Here is an 18,439-nt window from a genome sequence, read left to right on the forward strand (position 1 = left end):
GTCGTGCGGCGACCGCGGATGGTCTCGGGCTCGGGGGGCCAGGGGCTGGAGGGCATGCGCGTCGTGCGGCGACCGCGGATGGTCTCGGGCTCGGGGGGCCAGGGGCTGGAGGGCATGCGCGTCGTGCGGCGACCGCGGATGGTCTCGGGCTCGGGGCGCGGGAGCTGGTCTCGGTGTGGGGTCCTGCTCGTGTACGACAGGGTGTGTGGGTGGGCGGTTACGCTGCCCGTTATGACCTCGCAGGCTTCCACCCCCGCCTACCGTCGGCTCAGTGTCGAGGAGCGGCGCAGCCAGTTGCTCCAGGCCGCGCTGTCGCTGTTCGCCCAGCGGGTGCCCGAGGAGGTCTCGCTGGACGACGTGGCGGAGGCCGCCGGGGTGTCGCGGCCGCTCGTGTACCGGTACTTCCCGGGCGGCAAGCAGCAGTTGTACGAGGCCGCGCTGCGGTCCGCGGCCGAGGAGCTGGAGCAATGCTTCGCGGAGCCGGCGGAGGGGCCGTTGACCGAGCGGCTCTCCCGGGCCCTCGACCGGTATCTCGCGTTCGTGGACCAGCACGACGCCGGATTCAGCGCTCTGCTCCAGGGCGGGAGCGTCATCGAGACCTCGCGGACCACGGCGACAGTCGACGGGGTGCGCCGGGCGGCGGCGGAGCACATTCTCACTCATCTGTCCGTGAAGGATCCCGGGCCCCGGCTGCGGATGACGGTGCGGATGTGGATCACGGCGGTGGAGGCCGCCTCGCTGATCTGGCTCGACGAGGACAAGGAACCGCCGCTGGACGAGCTGCGGGACTGGCTCGTCGAGCAGTTCACTGCGGCGCTCGCCGTGAGCGCGGGCAGTGATCCGCAGACCGCCGCGGTGGTCCGGGCCGCGCTCGCGCTGGAGCGCCCCGACGGCCTCGCGGGGGCGCTGGTCCGCCGGGTGCTGCCCGTTGTCGGGAATGGGGCCCACCTGCTGTGACACTGGTCAGGTGAAGAGCGAAGACACCCCCTTTGTCGGCGGCCCCCTGGACGGACGCGTCCTGCCCGTCCTGATCGGGATCACCGGTCACCCGCCGAAGACGTACCGGATCCCGGTGCCCGGCATCGACGGTGGTTCGTCCACCGTGCTGGTCTACCGGCGCGTCCAGGCCGCGACGAGCAAGCGGCTCGGGCTCCATCAGGGGTGGAAGTACGAGTACGACCCCGAGGCCGACGCGTCGGGGGGCCGGTTCAAGCTGCCCTGGTCCCCGGGCACGCGCAAGAGCGGGGGCACCGGCGGCGCCACGCCGGAGGACAACGCCGACGAGTGACGTTCTTGGGCCGAAGCGGTCACTCGGCGCGCGGCCGGGGTGCGGCGGCCCGATCCTGCCGGTGCGAGACGGGTGGTGTACGGGCCGCCCCGGTTCCGGAGGTGATGGAGTGTCAGGAAGGCTTCTGCGTCTGGTCTGCACGGGGGCGGTGGCCGTCGGGGCGCTGCTCACCTCCACGCCCGCGGTGGCCGTTCCGGAGCCCGGGCAGGGTCCGGACACCGGCGCCCCTCGGTCGGTCGCCTCGATGCTGACGGACCTTCAGCGGCTTTACCGGGACGCCGAGCGCGCCACCGAGACGTACAACGCGACGGCCGAGAAACTGAAGAAGCAGCGCGCGGAGGTCGACCGGCTCGACGCCGGCCTCGCCAGGGCCCGCCTGTCACTGGAGGACAGCCGGGTCGCCGCCGGACGGCTGGCCCGGCAGCAGTACCAGAGCGGCGACGAGATCTCCACGTACGTACGGCTGCTGCTCGCCCGGGATCCTCAGCACGCCCTCGACCAGGGGCACTTGATCGGGCAGTTGTCGCTGGAGCGGGCCGCGACCGTGCGGCGGGTCGCGGGGGGCGAGAGGCGGACCGACGGGCTCGCGCGGGCGGCCCGCAAGGCGCTGGACGGACAGCTCTCGCTCGCCGCACGGCAGAAGAAGGAGCGGGACGAGGTGAGCAAGCGGCTCGACGACGTCCAGCGGCTGCTCGCCTCGCTGACCGCGGACCAGATCGCCGAACTGAACAAGGTCGAGCGGTCGGGAACGGCCACGGCCCAGAGGAAGATCATGGCGTCCGGCGCCCTCAGCAGCGTGCGGCCGCCCACGCGGGAGGGCGAGGAGGCGCTTCGCTACGCCGTCGAGCAGATCGGGAAACCGTACGAGTGGGGGGCGGAGGGGCCCAGGGCCTATGACTGCTCGGGGCTGACGTCACAGGCGTGGGAGCGGGCCGGCCGGCCCATCCCGCGCACCAGCCAGGAGCAGTGGGCGGAGCTTCCGAGGGTCCCGCTGGACAAGCTGCGCCCCGGCGATCTGGTGGTCTACTTCCCCGAGGCCACGCATGTCGCCCTGTACCTCGGCGACGGGATGGTGGTCCAGGCGCCGCGGCCCGGAGCGAAGATCAAGGTGTCCCCCATCGCGGCGAACCCGCTGCTGGGTGCCGTACGCCCGGACCCGGACGGGGAGCCCCTGCGGCACTACACACCGCCGAAGCTCCCCGAGGGCGCCACAGAAGGCCCCGACGACGGCTACGCCTCCGCCGCCCCGGTGACCGATCCCAGGTAGGCGTTCGTCTTCTCCGGGTCGAAGAAGAAGTTCTCGAAGTCGGCCGGGTCGTTGAAGCCGTTGGCGAACCGGTCGGCCACGGGCTGGAGTTGGCCCGCGGCGCCGATCAGGTTGAGGACGTGCTCCGGCGGGACGCCCAGCATCGCGTTGGTCCACTTGGTGACGTGCTGCGCGGTGTCCCAGTAACGGTCGAACGTGGCCTGCATCCACTCCTCGTCGAACGGCTTGTCGCCCTGCTCGACGATCGAGGCGAGGTAGGCGGCGGCGCACTTGGAGGCCGAGTTGGAGCCCTGGCCGGTGATCGGGTCGTTGGCGACGACGACGTCGGCGACACCGAGGACCAGTCCGCCGCCGGGGAGCCGGCCGATCGGGTTGCGCACGGTGGGGGCGTACCGCCCGGACAACGTGCCGCCCGCGTCGGTCAGTTCGACGTTGGTGGCCCGCGCGTACTCCCAGGGCGTGAACCGCTCCATGAGTTCCAGGGTCAGGGACAGGTGCTCGGCGGGGTCCTTGACGCCGTTGAAGGCGTCGAGCGGGCCGCCGGGTATGCCCTCCCAGAAGAGGATGTCGGCGCGGCCGGAGGTGGTGAGGGTCGGCATGATGAAGAGCTCGCCGACACCGGGGACCAGGTTGCAGCGGACCGCGTCGTAGTCCGGGTGCTCGGGCCGCGGGCCCAGACCGTGCACGTACGACACCGCGAGGGCGCGCTGCGGCTCGGTGTACGGGGAGCGGGAGGCGTCGCGGCCGAACATCGAGACGAGTTCGCCCTTGCCCGCCGAGACGAGCACCAGGTCGTACGCCCGGGAGAAGTAGTCGAGGTCGGAGACCGCCGCGCCGTGGATGACCAGTTGGCCGCCGCGCTGCGCGAACGTCTCCATCCAGCCGGCCATCTTGACACGCTGGTCGACCGACTGGGCGTAGCCGTCGAGCTTGCCCACCCAGTCGATGGCGCGCTGCGAGGGGCCCGGGTCGAAGGAGCCGGGGACCGCGACGGAGACCCCGAGCCCCTCGATCCTCGGGGCCTGGGACTCCCAGAAGTTCAGCTGGAGATCACGCTCGTGCTGGAGCGCCGTGTCGAACATGCACTGCGTCGACATGACCCGGCCGGAACGGATCTCGTCCGCCGTCCGGTTCGACATCAGAGTGACCTCGTACCCGTGCGACTGGAGTCCGAGGGCGAGCTGGAGTCCGGACTGGCCGGCTCCGACGACGAGTATCTTCCGCATGCGGGTTGCTTCTCCTAGGACGGGCGTCCCTATTCGGGGCTGACTTCGAGCGCGTGGCCGACGAGCGCGAGCAGGGTCTCGACGACCGAGATCCGACGGCGCGCGTCCATGATCATGACAGGTATGTGCGGAGGAACCGTGAGGGCTTCGCGCACATCGTCCGGCTCGAACACGTCGCTGCCGTCGAAGTGGTTGACCGCGACGACGTACGGCAGTCCGCAGCTCTCGAAGTAGTCGAGCGCCGGGAAGCAGTCCGAGAGGCGGCGGGTGTCGGCGAGGACCACCGCGCCGATCGCACCGCGCACCAGGTCGTCCCACATGAACCAGAACCGCTGCTGCCCCGGCGTACCGAAGAGGTAGAGCACGAGGTCGTCGTCGAGCGTGATGCGCCCGAAGTCCATGGCCACGGTGGTGGTCAGCTTTTCCGGCGTCCCCGTGAGGTCGTCGGTTTCCTCGCTGGCCCGCGTCATCAGCGCCTCCGTCTGGAGAGGCGTGATCTCCGAGACGGACGTGACGAGCGTGGTCTTGCCGACGCCGAAGCCGCCGGCCACCACGATCTTCGTGGCGATCGGCGCGCGCGTGCGGTCCGTCTGCCAGGCCTGAAGATTCTCCTCATCGTCGAGGAGGGGAGCGACGCCAGGTTCGGCGTCAGAGACGACGGAGTCCACTCAGCACCCTTTCCAGCAGGGCACGGTCGGGCTGTCCCGGGCCGTGACCTGTTCCGTACACGCGGATCTTTCCCTGGTCCGCCAGATCACTCAAGAGCACGCGGACCACTCCGAGCGGCATCCTGAGAAGCGCGGCGATCTCGGCCACCGTACGCATCCGGCGGCAGAGTTCGACGATGGCCCGCATCTCGGGCATGACCCGGGAGGTGAGCGAACCGTTGGTCAGCTCCTTGCGCACCTCGGGGGCTTCCAGCGCCGCCACGAACGTCTCCACCAGCAGGACATGGCCGAAGCGTGTCCGTCCGCCGGTGAGCGAATAGGGGCGTACGCGGGCGGGCTTGCGGTCGCCGCCGCGCACCGGGAGCTTCCTGACGCCGTTCGACGCAGTCATCAGGCACTCCCGGAAGCGTCGGCCTCGATGGATTTTCGGAGCTCGATGCGCAGTTCGGGGGTCAGGACGTGTCCGGCCCGGCCGACGAAGAGCGCCATGTGGTACGCCACCACGCTCATGTCGCAGTCCGCGGAGCCGTGCGCTCCGAGCAGCGAACCGTCGCTGATCGCCATGACGAAGAGGCTGCCCTCGTCCATCGCGACCATGGTCTGCTTGACGCCGCCGTTGTCCATCAGCTTGGCGGCGCCGAGGGTGAGGCTGCCGATGCCGGAGACGATGGTGGCGAGGTCGGCGGCGGAGCCCTTGGGGCCGGTGGGCCTGATGCTGTCGGCCGTCCTCGCCTCGGCGTTGCGGCCGGGGTCGGAGGAGAGCAGGAGCAGGCCGTCGGAGGAGACGACCGCGACCGACTGGAGGCCGGGCACCTCCTCGACGAGATTGGTCAGCAGCCAGTGCAGGTTGCGTGCTTCGCTGCTCAGGCCGAAGGTACTGGTCGCGGTCAACTGCTTGCCTCCTCGACTGTGCCCCCCGGTGATTCCACGTCCTGTGCGCCGGGCTGGTGCGCGGTGGGCGCGGGTCCTGCTGGTGCGTGTGCGGGTGTGGGGACCGACGGGGTCCGTCCTTCGGGCGTGGGGGTCTCGCCCGTCCGGTCGGCGATCTCGGCCTCCACATCGCGGCGGCCTTCGATCGCGCCCCGGTGGAACCCGCCGAGCCTGCGGCGCAGTGCGTCGGCGTCCACGCCGCCCGCGCGGGGCCGCGGGGCGGCGGCGGGGGCGGAGATCTTCGGCGTGCGTTTGGGCAGGCCCTTGTCCGTGAGCCTGGGGTGCTCGTCGAGCACCCGCTCGTGGTCGTCGGGACCGATGGTGTACGGATCGGTGGCCGCCGGGGCCGCGGGGCGGCCGGTGGTGGCTCCTGGGGGCGCCGCCGTCGGCGTTCCCGCGGGCGCCTCCGCGGCTGTTCCCGCGGGTGCGTCCGCAGCCGTTCTCGCGGACACGTCCGTCTCCGGTGCGTGCTCCGTCACCGGTCCGCGCTCCGCGGCCGGTTCGCCGTGGTGGAAGGCGGCTCCCGTGACGCCGGGGGCCGTTCCCCCCGCGTGGGAGGTCGTCGCGCCCACGGCGGGGGCCGGGGTCCCGTCGGTGCCGGGGGCCGGCTCGGCGGGGGCCGGCTCGGCGTGGGACCCGGTCGTCCCTGAGGACGCGTGGCTGGGTGCGCGGGTCGTACCGGTCGGGCCGGTCGGGCCGGTCGGGCCGGTCGGGCCGGTCGGGCCGGTCGCGCCGGTCGGGCCGGTCGCGCCGGTCGGGCCGGTCGGGCCGGTCGCGCCGTAAAGCTCGTCGGCGGACTCCGGTCCGAGGGCCTCCGAGGCGGGTGCCTCCGAGGCGGAGATCTGCGGGGCGAGCTCCGGGAGCAGCAGCTCCATCGTCGTCTCGGACGGGAGCTCGGGCTCGGGCTCACGGGGCGCCGGGATGACCAGGGCCTGTACGGCCGGCCCGGACTCGGGGGCCCGCGTCGGCTCGGGCTCCGCCGCCGGTTCGGCGATGGACTCCTGTACGGCCGCCTCGGCCGCCGCGATCAGCGGGTCCTCGGCGGCGGGCGGGGCCATGACCGAGGCACGCAGGATCGAACGGCCGCGCAGCACATTGGAGTTGGCCTCGGCGTCGGCGCCGGGCAGGGCGACCGGGGGGGCTCCGCCGGCGAGGCGGACCGAGGACGGGACGGTGGACGACGGAGCGGCGGCGAGCAGTGCCTTCGGCAGGACGACCACGGCGGCCACCCCGCCCTGCTTCTGCTCGCGCAGCTTCACCCGTACGCCGTGCCGGTGGGCGAGCCGGGCCACGACGTACAGGCCGAGCCCGAGTCCCTCGCCGCTCTCCTGGTCGTACGTGTCCTGCGGGTCGAACTCGGAGAGGCGGGCGTTGAGGTGCCTCATCCGGTCGTCGGTCATGCCGATGCCCTCGTCCTGCACGGAGAGCATCACGTCACCGCTCTCCAGCAGCCAACCGGAGAGCTCGACGGGCACGTCGGGCGGCGAGAACGAGGTGGCGTTCTCCAGGAGTTCGGCCACCAGGTGGCTCAGGTCGTCGGCGGCGAACCCGGCGATGTGCGCGTGCGGGGGCAGCACGGCGATCCGTACCCGTTCGTAGCGCTCGATCTCGCTGACCGAGGCCCGTGCGACGTCGACGAGCGGGACCGGGCCCGCGTGGTGCTGGACGTGCTCGGCGCCCGCGAGGACGAGGAGGTTCTCGCTGTGCCGCCGCATGACCGTGGCGAAGTGGTCGAGCTTGAAGAGGGTGGAGAGGCGGTCCGGGTCCTGCTCGCGCTCCTCCAGGCCCTCGATGACGCCGAGCTGGCGCTCGACGAGGCCGAGGGTGCGCAGCGCGAGGTTGACGAAGGTGCTGTGAATGGTGCCGCGCACCTGCTCCAGGTGGGCCGCCGCCTCGGCGAGTTCGCCGCGCAGCCGGTCGCGCTCGTCGGCCATCTGCTGGCGCTGACCGATGAGGTGCTTGCGGTCGCCTTCGAGGGTGGCGATCCGCTCGTGCAGGGAGGCGGCGTGCGCGTGCAGCGCGTTGACGGAGCGGACGACCTGGGCGAACTCGTCGTTGCGGCCGGTGAACTTGACCGGTTCCCCGGAGGCCGGGTCGGCGGCGAGCCGGGCCGAGCCGAGGCGCAGGACGGCCAGCGGCCGGGTGAGCGTGCGGGCCATGGCCATCGTCGTGCCGGCCGCGACGAGCATCAGGACGCCGAGGACGGTGACGCGGAGCTCCAGCGCGGTGACGTCGTCGTCCCGCAGCTTTTCGAGGTCCTTGGTGCGGTGGTCGTTGAGGGAGGCCTCGGCGCCGCGCATCAGGTCGATCCGGGCGGACAGGGCGGCGTCGAGTTTCTTGACGCCGGTGCCGAGCGCGGAGTCGGAGAGCTTCGGCTGCCCGGTGAGGTTCTCCAGGTACTTGTCCGCGGAGCCGACGTCGGGGCCGGTGACCGTGGAGTCGTAGGTGTTCACGGCCTGCTCGGGCGCGGTCTCGCGGAAGTCCGCGACGGCCGCGTCGGAGCGGAGGCGTGCCTGCTGGGCGGCGGCGCTCAGGGCGTCGCGCTGCTTGGCCTCGGCGGGCGAGGAGACGTTCGTGGTGCTCGTCAGGCCCGTGAGCGGGTTGTAGACGCTCTGGGTGGTGTGCGGGATGCCGAGGGCCGCCAGGAGCAGTCCGCGGGCCGCGGCGGACTGCTGGACGGCGGTGTCCAGCTCGGCGAGGGCGTGCGCGCCCGAGCCCGCGCGCGGCGGCATCCTGTCGGCCAGGTCCTCGGCGAGGGCGTGGAGTTCGGTGATGGCCCCGGAGTACGCCTGGTGCGCCTCGAGGGCGGAGCTCTTCCCGGTGAGCGCCGCGCGCCTGAGTGCCGCGACGCCGTCGAGGTCCTCGATCAGGGCTGCGGGGGCGTCCGCGTCCGCGCGCAGCTCGTCGACCTGCCGGTCGACCAGCACGCTGCGCTGCTCGGAGGGCGCCTTGGCCCTGGGCCGGCCGGCGGCGACGTAGGAGGTGACCTCGTCGCGCTCGTCGGCCAGCGCGTGCGCGAGGGTCAGCGCCTGCTGGGTGCGCTGGGCGAGCGTCACCAGATTCTGGGAATCGTTCAGTTGCTGTGAGGCGGACAGCACCATGGGCGCGCCGGCTCCGGCGATGGCGGCCGCGACGACCGCCACGGCCACGATCAGCCGGTTGCGTACGTGGGCGGTCCTGCCCCGGCCCGTGGAGTCGGCGGCGTCGCCGACGGCGCCACCCTCTGTGGAGTTGGAGGCCGTCTTCTTGCCTGTGCGCCTCGGCCGCGTCTTCTGCACCGGTGCTCGCATTCCTGACTCGTGTACCCATTTGGGGCCCGGGTGACGTCCCGTCAATCGGGGCGTACGCCCGGTACGGCTCCCGACCCTCCCAGTGCCGGTGGGCAGTGGTCCCGCATCATCTGACCCGCCACCCGAAGGAGTGAACATCGGAGGGGAGTTGGCGGGCAAGTCTTCCGGGCGCTCGCGACGGGCCCGCACGGCGGGCCGGTTGGACGTCGGGGACGGGCTTTGACAGTATTCGCCGCCACGTGTTGCCGGAGTCGATCATTCCATGGCAAACCTGGCGCCTGAGCTGCTGGATCGCACGTGGGGGCGTTTCCGGCCGACATTTCGGCCCCTTGTGAAGGGCTCGTGCAGACTGTCGGAATGCGCACTGAACTCGTGTCGGAGCCCGGAGACCCGGGCCGCCCCAATGAGGACTTCGCATCGGTCGGGCTTCCCGCCTCGGGACAGGGCGGTTCACTGGTCGCGCTCGATGGGGTGACGCCGCCCCGGGGGGACGACGGCTGTCTGCACTCGGTCCCCTGGTTCTCCGCGCGGCTCGGCGGAGCACTGACCGAACTGTCCGTTTCGCAGGGGGATTTGCCCCTGCCGGAGGTCCTCGCGCGGGCGATCCGCCGCGTCGCCGACGCACACGCGGGCACCTGTGACCTTTCTCACCCGCGCACACCTCAGGCAACCGTGGTCCTCGCGCGGTGGTCCCTGTCGCAGGTCGAGTACCTGATCCTCTCGGACTCGGTCCTGCTGGTGGAGTCCCCCGCCGGCGAGGTCACCGCGCTGCTGGACGACCGCCTCTCCCGGCTACCTCGCACCGCCCTCGCCACGGACGCCGTCGCCGACGCCACCGTCCGCAACAAGGAGGGCGGCTTCTTCACGGCGGCCGCGGACCCCTCGGTGGCCTCGCGGGCGGTGACGGGTGTGCTCCCCCGGTCCTCGGTGCGCGCCCTGGCGGCCCTCACCGACGGTGCCGCCCGCTGGGTGGAGAGGTTCCACGCGGGCGACTGGACCGAGTTGTTCGCCCTCGTGCGCGCCGAGGGCTCCGCCTCACTCGTCGAGCGCGTACGACGTCTGGAGCGCTCGGACGCGGCGGAGCGGCCGGGGTCCCGGCGGGGCAAGACGCACGACGACGCGACGGTGGTGTTCGCGGAGCTGTGAGGAGAGGCGGACCGCGATCCGGCGGGCTACTTCTCCATGCCGCGGTTCAGCTGGTTCAGCAGCCGGGCGAGCTCCGCGACCTCGTTCTGGTCCCAGTGGGCGAGCTGGCGGACATAGCGGGCCCGGCGCGCCTCGCGGACGCTGGAGACCCGGCCGCGGCCCTCCTCGGTGAGGTGGACGAGCCAGGCGCGGCCGTCGGCGGGGTCGGGTTCGCGGGCGACCAGGCCCAGCTCCTCCAGTGCGCGCAACTGCCGGGACATCGTGGCCTTTCCGACGCCGATGTAGGCGGCGAGTTCCGTGGCGCGCTGGCGGCCGCACTCCTCGAGGCGGACGAGGAGTCCGTACGCGGCGGACTCCAGGTCGGGATGGACCTCGCGGGCCATCTCCCCCTGGCTGGCGCGGGCGCGGCGCAGGAAGACCGTCAACTCGCGTTCCAGGGAGAGGAACTCGCGTTCCACTCCGCCGCTCACCGCGGGCCGGTCCATACCATTTCCCGACACGCCGGATTCGACCGGACGTCCACCGTCGTTTCCGCCCTCGTGCACGTCAGCACCCCTGACCCGGTTTCCCGATCCTGAAAGTTTCTGCCGGAACTCGCCGTTGCCGCAGCTCCGCCAGTATTTCGCAGGCGTAGACCAACGGCAGCCTCCGGCCCCTCTTCCCACGTCGTCGTCTACGTGCGTAGCTTCTTTATCAGACACTTATCTGCTGGCATGCGCACGCCACCCCCAGGTCAAGGACGGCCTGATCCCCCTACTCGGCACGCGTGCCCGCGCTCTCCCCCCACCGAGCTCCCTCGGGCTCCCTCGGGCTCCCGGAGCTCCATCGCCCTTCGGAGGCACGCACATGCCCGTGCACAGATCCGGAAAGGCCCGCCGCCTGCGAGCACTCGCGGTGGGAACCCTGCTCACCGCCTTCTCCCTCCTCTCCACCCTCCCCTCCTCCGCCGCCGACATCCCCGCCCGGGGATCCGCCCGGATGGGCATGGGGGTGATCGCCCACGACGGCCGGGGCGGCACGCCGACCACCGGTGACGCCACCCAGACCGAAGGCGTGGACGTCGCCGGCTACCAGGGCAACGTCGCCTGGTCGACGCTGTGGAACAGCGGGGTCAGGTGGGCCTACACCAAGGCGACCGAGGGGACGTACTACACGAACCCCTACTTCGCCCAGCAGTACAACGGCGCCTACGACATCGGCATGATCCGCGGTTCGTACCACTTCGCGACCCCGGACACCACGACCGGTGCCACCCAGGCCAACTACTTCGTCGACCACGGCGGCGGCTGGTCGGGCGACGGCAAGACCCTGCCCGGCGTCCTCGACATCGAGTGGAACCCGTACGGGGCCGCCTGCTACGGCAAGACGCAGAGCGCGATGGTGAGCTGGATCAGCAGCTTCCTCACCCAGTACAAGGCGCGTACCGGCCGTGACGCGGTGATCTACACGGCCGCGAGCTGGTGGACCCAGTGCACCGGCGACTACAGCGGATTCGCCTCGGCCAACCCGCTGTGGATCGCGCGCTACGCCTCCGACCCGGGGGCGCTCCCGGCGGGCTGGGGGTACTACACGATGTGGCAGTACACGTCGTCAGGACCGACGGTCGGCGACCACGACAGGTTCAACGGCGCCCTCGACCGCGTCCAGGCGCTCGCGAACGGCTGATCCGGGCCGCACGCGGGCGGTGAACGGGACAGCGGCCGGGCTCCCCCCGTACGGGAGTCCGGCCGCTGCCGCTTCTCGGCGGTCGGCTCAGCAGGTGCCGGCCGGGTGCTCCCGGGTGACCAGGTTCGTGTAGCCGGTGGTGCCGTCCAGCCACACCACGCGCGTGCCCTCGTCGGCGGCCGGGTAGACCTGGTCGCCGCGGTCGCAGGACACACGCTGGACGTCGCCCTCGCCGTCGGGCGCGACCTGGTAGAGCTTCGGCAGCGCCTCGTTGGTCCACGCGCCGCCCGGCGGCAGCGACAGCAGGGTGACCGCGTCGTCGGACGCGGTGATCTGGTAGGCGTACAGGTCCGAGTCCGCGGACTCGGGGACGACCGTGGTGCGATCCGTACCGTCGAGCGCGGCACGCACGACCCCCGCCTGACCGGAGTCGGTGCCGTCGCCGTCCTCCACCCAGAAGACGCCGTCGTCGGTGATCGCGGTCTGGCCGACACCCACGACACCCGTGGGATCGACCGGCATCAGCCGCGTCTTGCCGGTGGCGGTGTCGTAGACCTCGACGCCGAGCTTGTAGCCGTCGGTCTCGGGCCACATCTTGGCGTAGGCGATCTTTCCGTCCTTCACCGACGGCAGGGCCGTGGCCGTCGAGGGGCGGCCGTCGACCATCCCGGAGACACCCGTCTTCATGTTGATGAAGCCGATGTGCGGATTGCCCATGTACGGGTCGTACGTGGTGTACACGACGTAGTCGCCGTCGACCGCGAGCGAGGAGACGCTGCTGTTCGCGCTGCCGACGGTCTTCTCGATACTGCCGCTGACCGGGCGCGCCTTGATCACGGTGGCAGTCGCGGAGAAGTCCACCCACACGACCGTCCTGCCGTCGGTGTCGGCGTAGACGTTGTAGTCACCGTTGTTGCCGCTCATCAGCCGCGGCCGGCCCTTGCCGTCGGTGTTGCCGGCCCACACCGAGTACGGCTCGCTGCCGTCCTCGTCGGAGCGGGAGACCGCGTACTTGCCGCCTCCGGCGCCGACGCCGGTCCCGGCGATGTTGTCCTTGGCGATCAGGGTGTCGGTGTCGACGCCGAGCGCCTTCTCCCAGCCGGTCACGATGCCATGGGCGTCGAAGTCCCGCTTGACCACCTTGATCTGGGCCTTGGTGGCACCCAGTTCCTGAGCGGCGGCGACGACCGCGTTACGGCCCTCGGTGAAGCCGTCCAGCGGCGTCATGTACGCCGACAGGGCGCGGTAGACGATCCGGTCGGCGAGGTCGCCGCCGAGGTCGTGGCGGATGTCCCACAGCGCGCCCGAGAAGATCGGCGAGTTCTCGTGCACGCCGCCGTTGTCACCGCGGTAGCTGACACCGACGAAGTCCTTGGACGTGGTGAGGCCGTTGTCCAGGTCGCGCAGCGCGCAGTCGCGCGGGGCGCGGTCGGTGCACAGGTCCTCGCCCAGCAGGCCCGAGTCCGGGTCGTCCATCGAGATGTGGTTGGCCTCGAGGTCGATGGCGTTGCCGAAGTAGTCGGCGAGCGCCTCGTTCATCGCGCCGGACTGGCCCGCGTACACCAGGTTCGCGGTGTGCTCGACGACGCCGTGGGTCATCTCGTGGCCGACGACGTCCGCGTCGGCGGAGAACGTGCGGTAGCCGTCGCCGCCCTGGCCGTACACCATCTTGGAGCCGTCCCAGAAGGCGTTGTCGTACGGCCGGCCCCCGTCGGTGACCCCGACCAGGGAGTAGACGAAGCCGCCGTTCCCGTCGAGGCCGTCCCGGCCGAAGTGGTTCTTGTAGTAGTCGTAGACCTTCCCGGCCGCCCAGTGGGCGTCGACCGCGCCGGAGTCGGTGAAGTCCGCGCCGAGGTCGGTCGTGGTCGAACGGAAGGTCTTGATGCCGCTCGGCCAGCGGCCGGAGGCGGCGGAGACGTCGATCCCGCGGGCGTCGTAGGTCGCCAGCATGGGACCGTTGAACGGGCTGGAGGCGTCGCGCTTGCTGTAGTCGATCATCTGGTAGACCCCGTCGGTGCCCTGGTACAGGTTCACCTCGGTCTTCGCGCCGTTGTAGCGGACACCGGAGCCCTTGACGACCAGTTGCTGGGCGACCGCGGCGGAGGCGTCGGCGGCCGTGGCCGCGGCCTCTGTGCCGCCGGTCGCGGTGGCCGTCGCCGCGAACGTGGCGATCCCGCTGTACTGCATGACCGGGTAGCCGGAGTGGCCGTCGATGTAGACCTCCTGCTTCACCGGCGAGCCGTCGGCCGGGCTGACGCCGGTGACGGTGATGTGCCGGGTGAGCACACCGGTGCCCCGCGGGAGGATGGTGACGCCGTCGGCGGCGCCGCTCAGGCCCGCCTCGCCGGTCGCCTTCTTCCCGGCGGCGGGCTTGTGCAGCGGGCCGGCGCCGAGCTGCGAGGTGACGGCGGCGACCGCGCGCCGGACCGCCACCTTCTCGGAGACCTTCGGGGTGACCGAGTCGAGCTTCAGCCTGGTGAAGTAGCTGCCGGAGGTGCCGGTGACGGCGCGCCTGCCGTCCTTCTTCGTCATCCGCACGACGTACTGGCCGCCCAGCACCTCGACGCCCTTGTACTTCTGCTGGAGCCGGACGGTCTCCTTGCCGCCCTTCACGGTCGCGGTGCCGAGCGAGGTCAGGTCCTTCGCCGAGGTGTCCGCGATGTGGTAGCGGCCCCGCTTCGCCCTGAGGTGCCCACGGGCCGCGTCGGCGGCGCTCTGCGTGGCGGAGACCTCCTCGTGCAGGCCTGTCACCAGGGACGGCGTGTCGGTGTCACCGCCCGGGGCGGAGGCGCCCGCCGGCGACGCGGTGTCCGCGTGGGCGTCCGTCGTACCGGTCATCAGGAGTCCGGCGGCGGCGAGCAGTGCCGCCACTCCCCGGCCGACGGCTATGCCACCGGCTCTGTCTGTTCTGGAGCGCGCTGAGGTCCGCACGGTCTTCCCTTCGCTGCCCTGGGCGGGTGAACGGATTTCGGATGCGGACATGCAAATACCGGAACGGACCCGCGAACAATGAGTTCCAGGCGTCGAGTTGTGTACGTGCACACTTGTGTGGCCTGCGGGAACGGACCCGAGTCCGGCTCGTACAGTTGGCCCACATGGACACGCACTGGCAGGCCTTCGGGCTCGGAGCCGACGGATTCCGGGTGTACGAGGGCTTGTTGAACCTGCCCGAGCTCACCTCCCGTACCGCGTTGGCCCGTTCGGTGGGCATGCCGGTGCGCCGGGTCACGGCCGCCCTCGCGCAGCTCGCCGAGACGGGCTTCACCCGGCCCGGCGGGGGTTCCGCCGCCCTGCCCGTACCGGTGGCCCCGGCCACCGCGCTGCGCGGGCTGCTGCACCGGCGACAGGCCCATCTGCTGCGCAGATCAGCCGAGTTGGAGGAGCTGACGGGCTCGGTTGACCGGATCGCCGCCCAGCTCCTGAGTACGGCACCCGACTCCCGTGTGATCGGCATCGAGACGGTGCGCGGCGGGCGGGCCATCGCCGAGCGCGTCGACGCGCTGCTGCTCTCGGCCCGCGAAGAAGTGTGCCTGCTCGACCGGCCGCCGTACGCGGCCAGTCAGCCGGACGGGATGCCCGCACCCCTGGATGTGACCGAACCGGTGCGGCGCGGGGTACGGGTGCGGGTCGTGGTGGACCGGGAGGGACTGCGCTTCGAGGGCCGCGCCCGGGGTCTTGACACCCTGTCGGGACAGGGCGTGCGGATCCGTGTGGGGACCGGTCTGCCCACCAAGCTGATCATCGTGGACGGGCGGATCACGCTGCTCCCGCCGACCGACGCGGCGGACCCGACCGCTTCCGCTCTCGTCGTCGGCGACGCCCTGCTCGGCAACGCGATGGTTCCGTTGTTCGAGGCGGTGTGGGAGCGGGCCGTGCCGGTCGGCTCCGTCACCGACGAGCAGATCAGCCAGGAGGAACGCGCGTTGCTGACCCTGCTGGCCTCGGGCCTGAAGGACGAGGCGATAGCCCGGCGGCTGGACGTCCACGTCCACACGGTGCGGCGCCGGATCACCCGGCTGATGGGCCTGCTGAACGCGGAGACACGGTTCCAGGCGGGGGTGCGGGCGACGGCCAGGGGCTGGCTGACGGTGTGACCCGGCCCAGCCCGGCCCACCGCCCCGGCAAGCCCGGCAGGACAGCCGGCCCACCGAGCCCGGAAAGCACAGGGCCCGACATCAGAGGGCCCGGGACATCAGAGGGCCCGACGTCAGAGGGCCCGGGACATCAGAAGGCCCGACGTCAGAGGGCCCGGGACATCAGAAGGCCCGACGTCAGAGGGCCCGGGACATCAGAAGGCCCGGGCTCCCTCACGGGCCCGGGCCTTCCCGTACCGGAGGTGCCGACGGTGGCCGTCACACCACCGCCGGCGCCTCCGGGGTCATGCCGCGAGCGGAACCCGCGGGCTCGCGCCGTTCGTCGCCGGCGCCAGGGCCAGCTCCAGGACCTGGCGGACGTCCGTGACGGCGTGGACGTCGAGCTTCTCCAGGACCTCGGCCGGGACGTCGTCCAGATCGGCCTCGTTGCGCTTGGGGATGATCACCGTCGTGACACCCGCCCGGTGCGCGGCGAGCAGCTTCTGCTTCACCCCGCCGATCGGCAGCACACGGCCGGTCAGCGACACCTCACCGGTCATGGCCACATCGGTGCGGACCAGCCGGCCCGACAGCAGCGACGCCAGGGCGGTCGTCATCGTGACGCCCGCGCTCGGACCGTCCTTGGGGACCGCGCCCGCCGGGAAGTGGATGTGCGCGCCCCGGTCCTTCAGGTCGCCGACCGGGAGTTCGAGCTCCGCGCCGTGCGAGCGCAGGAAGGAGAGCGCGATCTGCGCCGACTCCTTCATCACGTCGCCCAGCTGGCCGGTGAGGGTCAGCCCGGCCGCGCCCGTCTCCGGGTCGGCCAGCGACGCCTCCACGTAGAGGACGTCTCCGCCCGCGCCGGTGACCGCGAGCCCCGTGGCGACACCGGGCACGGCGGTACGGCGCTCGGCCGGGTCCTGTGCCGACTCGGGCACGTGGTGCGGGCGCCCGATGAGCCCGCGCAGGTCGGCGTCGGTCACCGTGAACGGCAGCTCCCGCCGGCCCAGTTCGTGCTGGGCCGCGACCTTGCGCAGCAGCCGCGCGATGCCCCGCTCCAGGTTCCGCACGCCCGCTTCCCGGGTGTACTCCCCGGCCAGCCTTCGCAGCGCGCTCTCGTCGAGGACGACCTCGTCCTTCTCCAGACCGGCCCGCTCCAGCTGGCGCGGCAGCAGGTGGTCGCGGGCGATGACGACCTTCTCGTCCTCGGTGTAGCCGTCTAGGCGGACCAGCTCCATACGGTCGAGCAGGGCCTCCGGGATGGCTTCGAGGACGTTGGCCGTGGCCAGGAACACGACGTCGGAGAGGTCGAGTTCGACCTCCAGGTAGTGGTCGCGGAAGGTGTGGTTCTGCGCCGGGTCGAGGACTTCGAGCAGCGCCGCGGCCGGGTCGCCCCGGAAGTCGGAGCCGACCTTGTCGATCTCGTCGAGCAGGACCACCGGGTTCATCGACCCGGCCTCCTTGATGGCGCGGACGATCCGTCCGGGCAGCGCGCCGACGTACGTACGACGGTGTCCGCGGATCTCGGCCTCGTCCCGCACGCCGCCGAGGGCGACACGGACGAACTTGCGGCCCATGGCGTGCGCGACGGACTCGCCGAGCGAGGTCTTGCCCACGCCGGGCGGGCCGACGAGCGCGAGCACCGCGCCGCCGCGCCGCCCGCCGACGACTCCGAGGCCTCGGTCCGAGCGCCGCTTGCGCACGGCCAGGTACTCGGTGATGCGCTCCTTCACGTCGTCGAGACCGGCGTGCTCGGCGTCGAGCACCGCCTGGGCGCCCTGGATGTCGTACGCGTCCTCGGTCCGTTCGTTCCACGGCAGTTCCAGGACGGTGTCGAGCCAGGTCCGGATCCAGCCGCCCTCGGGCGACTGGTCACTGGACCGCTCCAGCTTCTCGACCTCCTTGAGCGCCGCCTCGCGGACGTTCTCCGGGAGGTCGGCGGCCTCGACGCGGGCGCGGTAGTCGTCGGACTCCTCTTCGCCGCCCTCGCCCTTGAGGTCGCGCAGTTCCTTGCGTACGGCTTCCAGCTGGCGCCGCAGCAGGAACTCGCGCTGCTGCTTGTCGACGCCCTCCTGGACGTCCTTGGCGATGGACTCGGCGACATCCTGCTCGGCGAGGTGTTCGCGGAGCTGTTCGGTGGCGAGCTTGAGCCGGGCCACCGGGTCGGCGGTCTCCAGCAGCTCGACCTTCTGCTCCACGGTGAGGAACGGTGAGTAACCGGAATTGTCGGCAAGGGCGGAGACGTCGTCGATCTGCTGTACCCGGTCCACGACCTGCCAGGCGGCGCGCTTGCGCAGCCAGCTGGTGGCCAGGGCCTTGTATTCCTTCACCAGGTCCGCGACCCGGCCGGGCAGGGGGTCGGGGACGGTCTCCTCGACCCTGGTGCCCTCGACCCACAGCGCGGCACCGGGACCCGTGGTCCCCGCGCCCACCTTCACGCGCCCACGCCCCCGGATCAGCGCGCCCGGGTCGCCGTCGGCCAGCCGGCCGACCTGCTCGACGGTGCCGAGCACTCCGGTGCTCGCGTACGTCCCGTCGACGCGCGGCACCAGGAGTACCTGAGGCTTTCCCGGTGTTGAACGGGCGGCGGCCTGAGCTGCCTCCACCGCGGCGCGCACATCGGTGTCGTTCAGATCCAGCGGAACCACCATTCCGGGCAGCACGACCTCGTCGTCGAGCGGCAGCACGGGCAAAGTGAGTGATGCGGACGTCGAAGCCATGATCTCCCCTTCGGCATTCAAGTTGAGCTATGTCGACTCAATGCACGGGAGCCCCGCAATGTTCCCCAGGGGTTGTTCGCTGTGAGCGATCGCTTTGCGATCCCGGCGCGGGCGTCCCGGCCGCCGGGATTCGGGGTGCCCGGGATGCGGGCCGGCCTCCGGGCTC

14 protein-coding genes are annotated in these 18,439 nt (G+C 71.8%); 6 read left to right on the top strand and 8 right to left on the bottom strand.

Annotation, left to right across the window (positions count from 1 at the left end; genetic code table 11):
- Positions 1-231 precede the first annotated feature (231 nt).
- From ABZV42_RS18505 to ABZV42_RS18515, 3 genes are all read left to right on the top strand, one after another.
- Positions 232-957, top strand: coding sequence for a TetR/AcrR family transcriptional regulator (locus tag ABZV42_RS18505; protein ID WP_355981431.1), 726 nt, complete (start codon positions 232-234; stop codon positions 955-957).
- A 10-nt stretch (positions 958-967) separates the two neighbouring features.
- Entirely contained in the window at positions 968-1,288 is a 321-nt protein-coding gene (locus tag ABZV42_RS18510) for a hypothetical protein (RefSeq protein WP_355981428.1), read from the top strand.
- A gap of 109 nt (positions 1,289-1,397) precedes the next feature.
- On the top strand, positions 1,398-2,555 hold the full coding sequence (locus tag ABZV42_RS18515; protein WP_356052720.1) for a C40 family peptidase: 1,158 nt from the start codon (positions 1,398-1,400) through the stop codon (positions 2,553-2,555).
- Here the strand turns inward: ABZV42_RS18515 and ABZV42_RS18520 are convergent.
- The 5 genes from ABZV42_RS18520 to ABZV42_RS18540 are packed head-to-tail and all read right to left on the bottom strand — an operon-like array spanning position 2,519 to position 8,657.
- Positions 2,519-3,781: a styrene monooxygenase/indole monooxygenase family protein gene (locus ABZV42_RS18520; protein ID WP_355981422.1), complete on the bottom strand. Its 1,263-nt coding sequence runs from the start codon at positions 3,779-3,781 to the stop codon at positions 2,519-2,521. The genes ABZV42_RS18515 and ABZV42_RS18520 overlap by 37 nt on opposite strands.
- Before the next feature lie 29 nt (positions 3,782-3,810).
- Positions 3,811-4,449: an ATP/GTP-binding protein gene (locus tag ABZV42_RS18525; RefSeq protein ID WP_355981419.1), complete on the bottom strand. Its 639-nt coding sequence runs from the start codon at positions 4,447-4,449 to the stop codon at positions 3,811-3,813.
- Positions 4,430-4,840, bottom strand: coding sequence for a DUF742 domain-containing protein (locus tag ABZV42_RS18530; protein WP_355981416.1), 411 nt, complete (start codon positions 4,838-4,840; stop codon positions 4,430-4,432). The genes ABZV42_RS18525 and ABZV42_RS18530 overlap by 20 nt, the downstream gene beginning before the upstream one ends.
- Positions 4,840-5,340 (bottom strand): roadblock/LC7 domain-containing protein, encoded by a 501-nt coding sequence (locus ABZV42_RS18535; protein WP_355981413.1) that lies wholly within the window; start codon positions 5,338-5,340, stop codon positions 4,840-4,842. The genes ABZV42_RS18530 and ABZV42_RS18535 overlap by 1 nt, the downstream gene beginning before the upstream one ends.
- Positions 5,337-8,657: a nitrate- and nitrite sensing domain-containing protein gene (locus tag ABZV42_RS18540; RefSeq protein WP_356052722.1), complete on the bottom strand. Its 3,321-nt coding sequence runs from the start codon at positions 8,655-8,657 to the stop codon at positions 5,337-5,339. The genes ABZV42_RS18535 and ABZV42_RS18540 overlap by 4 nt, the downstream gene beginning before the upstream one ends.
- A 369-nt stretch (positions 8,658-9,026) precedes the next feature.
- Between ABZV42_RS18540 and ABZV42_RS18545 the strand changes: the two genes are divergently transcribed.
- The gene (locus ABZV42_RS18545; RefSeq protein WP_356052725.1) at positions 9,027-9,815 is read left to right on the top strand and encodes a protein phosphatase 2C domain-containing protein; all 789 of its coding nucleotides are present in this window, start codon (positions 9,027-9,029) and stop codon (positions 9,813-9,815) included.
- A gap of 26 nt (positions 9,816-9,841) precedes the next feature.
- On the opposite strand, the gene ABZV42_RS18550 is transcribed toward ABZV42_RS18545, so the two are convergent.
- Entirely contained in the window at positions 9,842-10,360 is a 519-nt protein-coding gene (locus ABZV42_RS18550; RefSeq protein WP_355981404.1) for a MarR family transcriptional regulator, read from the bottom strand.
- A 301-nt stretch (positions 10,361-10,661) separates the two neighbouring features.
- On the opposite strand from ABZV42_RS18550, the gene ABZV42_RS18555 reads away from it, so the two are divergent.
- Positions 10,662-11,480, top strand: coding sequence for a lysozyme (locus ABZV42_RS18555; RefSeq protein ID WP_356052727.1), 819 nt, complete (start codon positions 10,662-10,664; stop codon positions 11,478-11,480).
- Between the two features lie 87 nt (positions 11,481-11,567).
- Here ABZV42_RS18555 and ABZV42_RS18560 read toward each other — a convergent pair whose 3' ends face one another.
- Positions 11,568-14,318: a M4 family metallopeptidase gene (locus ABZV42_RS18560; RefSeq protein ID WP_356052838.1), complete on the bottom strand. Its 2,751-nt coding sequence runs from the start codon at positions 14,316-14,318 to the stop codon at positions 11,568-11,570.
- Positions 14,319-14,575: 257 nt separating this feature from the next.
- Here ABZV42_RS18560 and ABZV42_RS18565 point away from each other — a divergent pair, with 257 nt between their 5' ends.
- On the top strand, positions 14,576-15,574 hold the full coding sequence (locus tag ABZV42_RS18565; RefSeq protein WP_355981399.1) for a LuxR C-terminal-related transcriptional regulator: 999 nt from the start codon (positions 14,576-14,578) through the stop codon (positions 15,572-15,574).
- Between the two features lie 284 nt (positions 15,575-15,858).
- Here the strand turns inward: ABZV42_RS18565 and lon are convergent, their stop codons facing one another.
- A complete protein-coding gene (gene lon, locus ABZV42_RS18570) occupies positions 15,859-18,273 on the bottom strand; it encodes an endopeptidase La (RefSeq protein WP_355981396.1) in 2,415 nt (804 codons plus the stop codon).
- Positions 18,274-18,439 lie beyond the last annotated feature (166 nt).

It is taken from the genome of Streptomyces sp. NPDC005281 (assembly GCF_040607495.1).
In the GTDB taxonomy this organism is placed as follows: domain Bacteria; phylum Actinomycetota; class Actinomycetes; order Streptomycetales; family Streptomycetaceae; genus Streptomyces.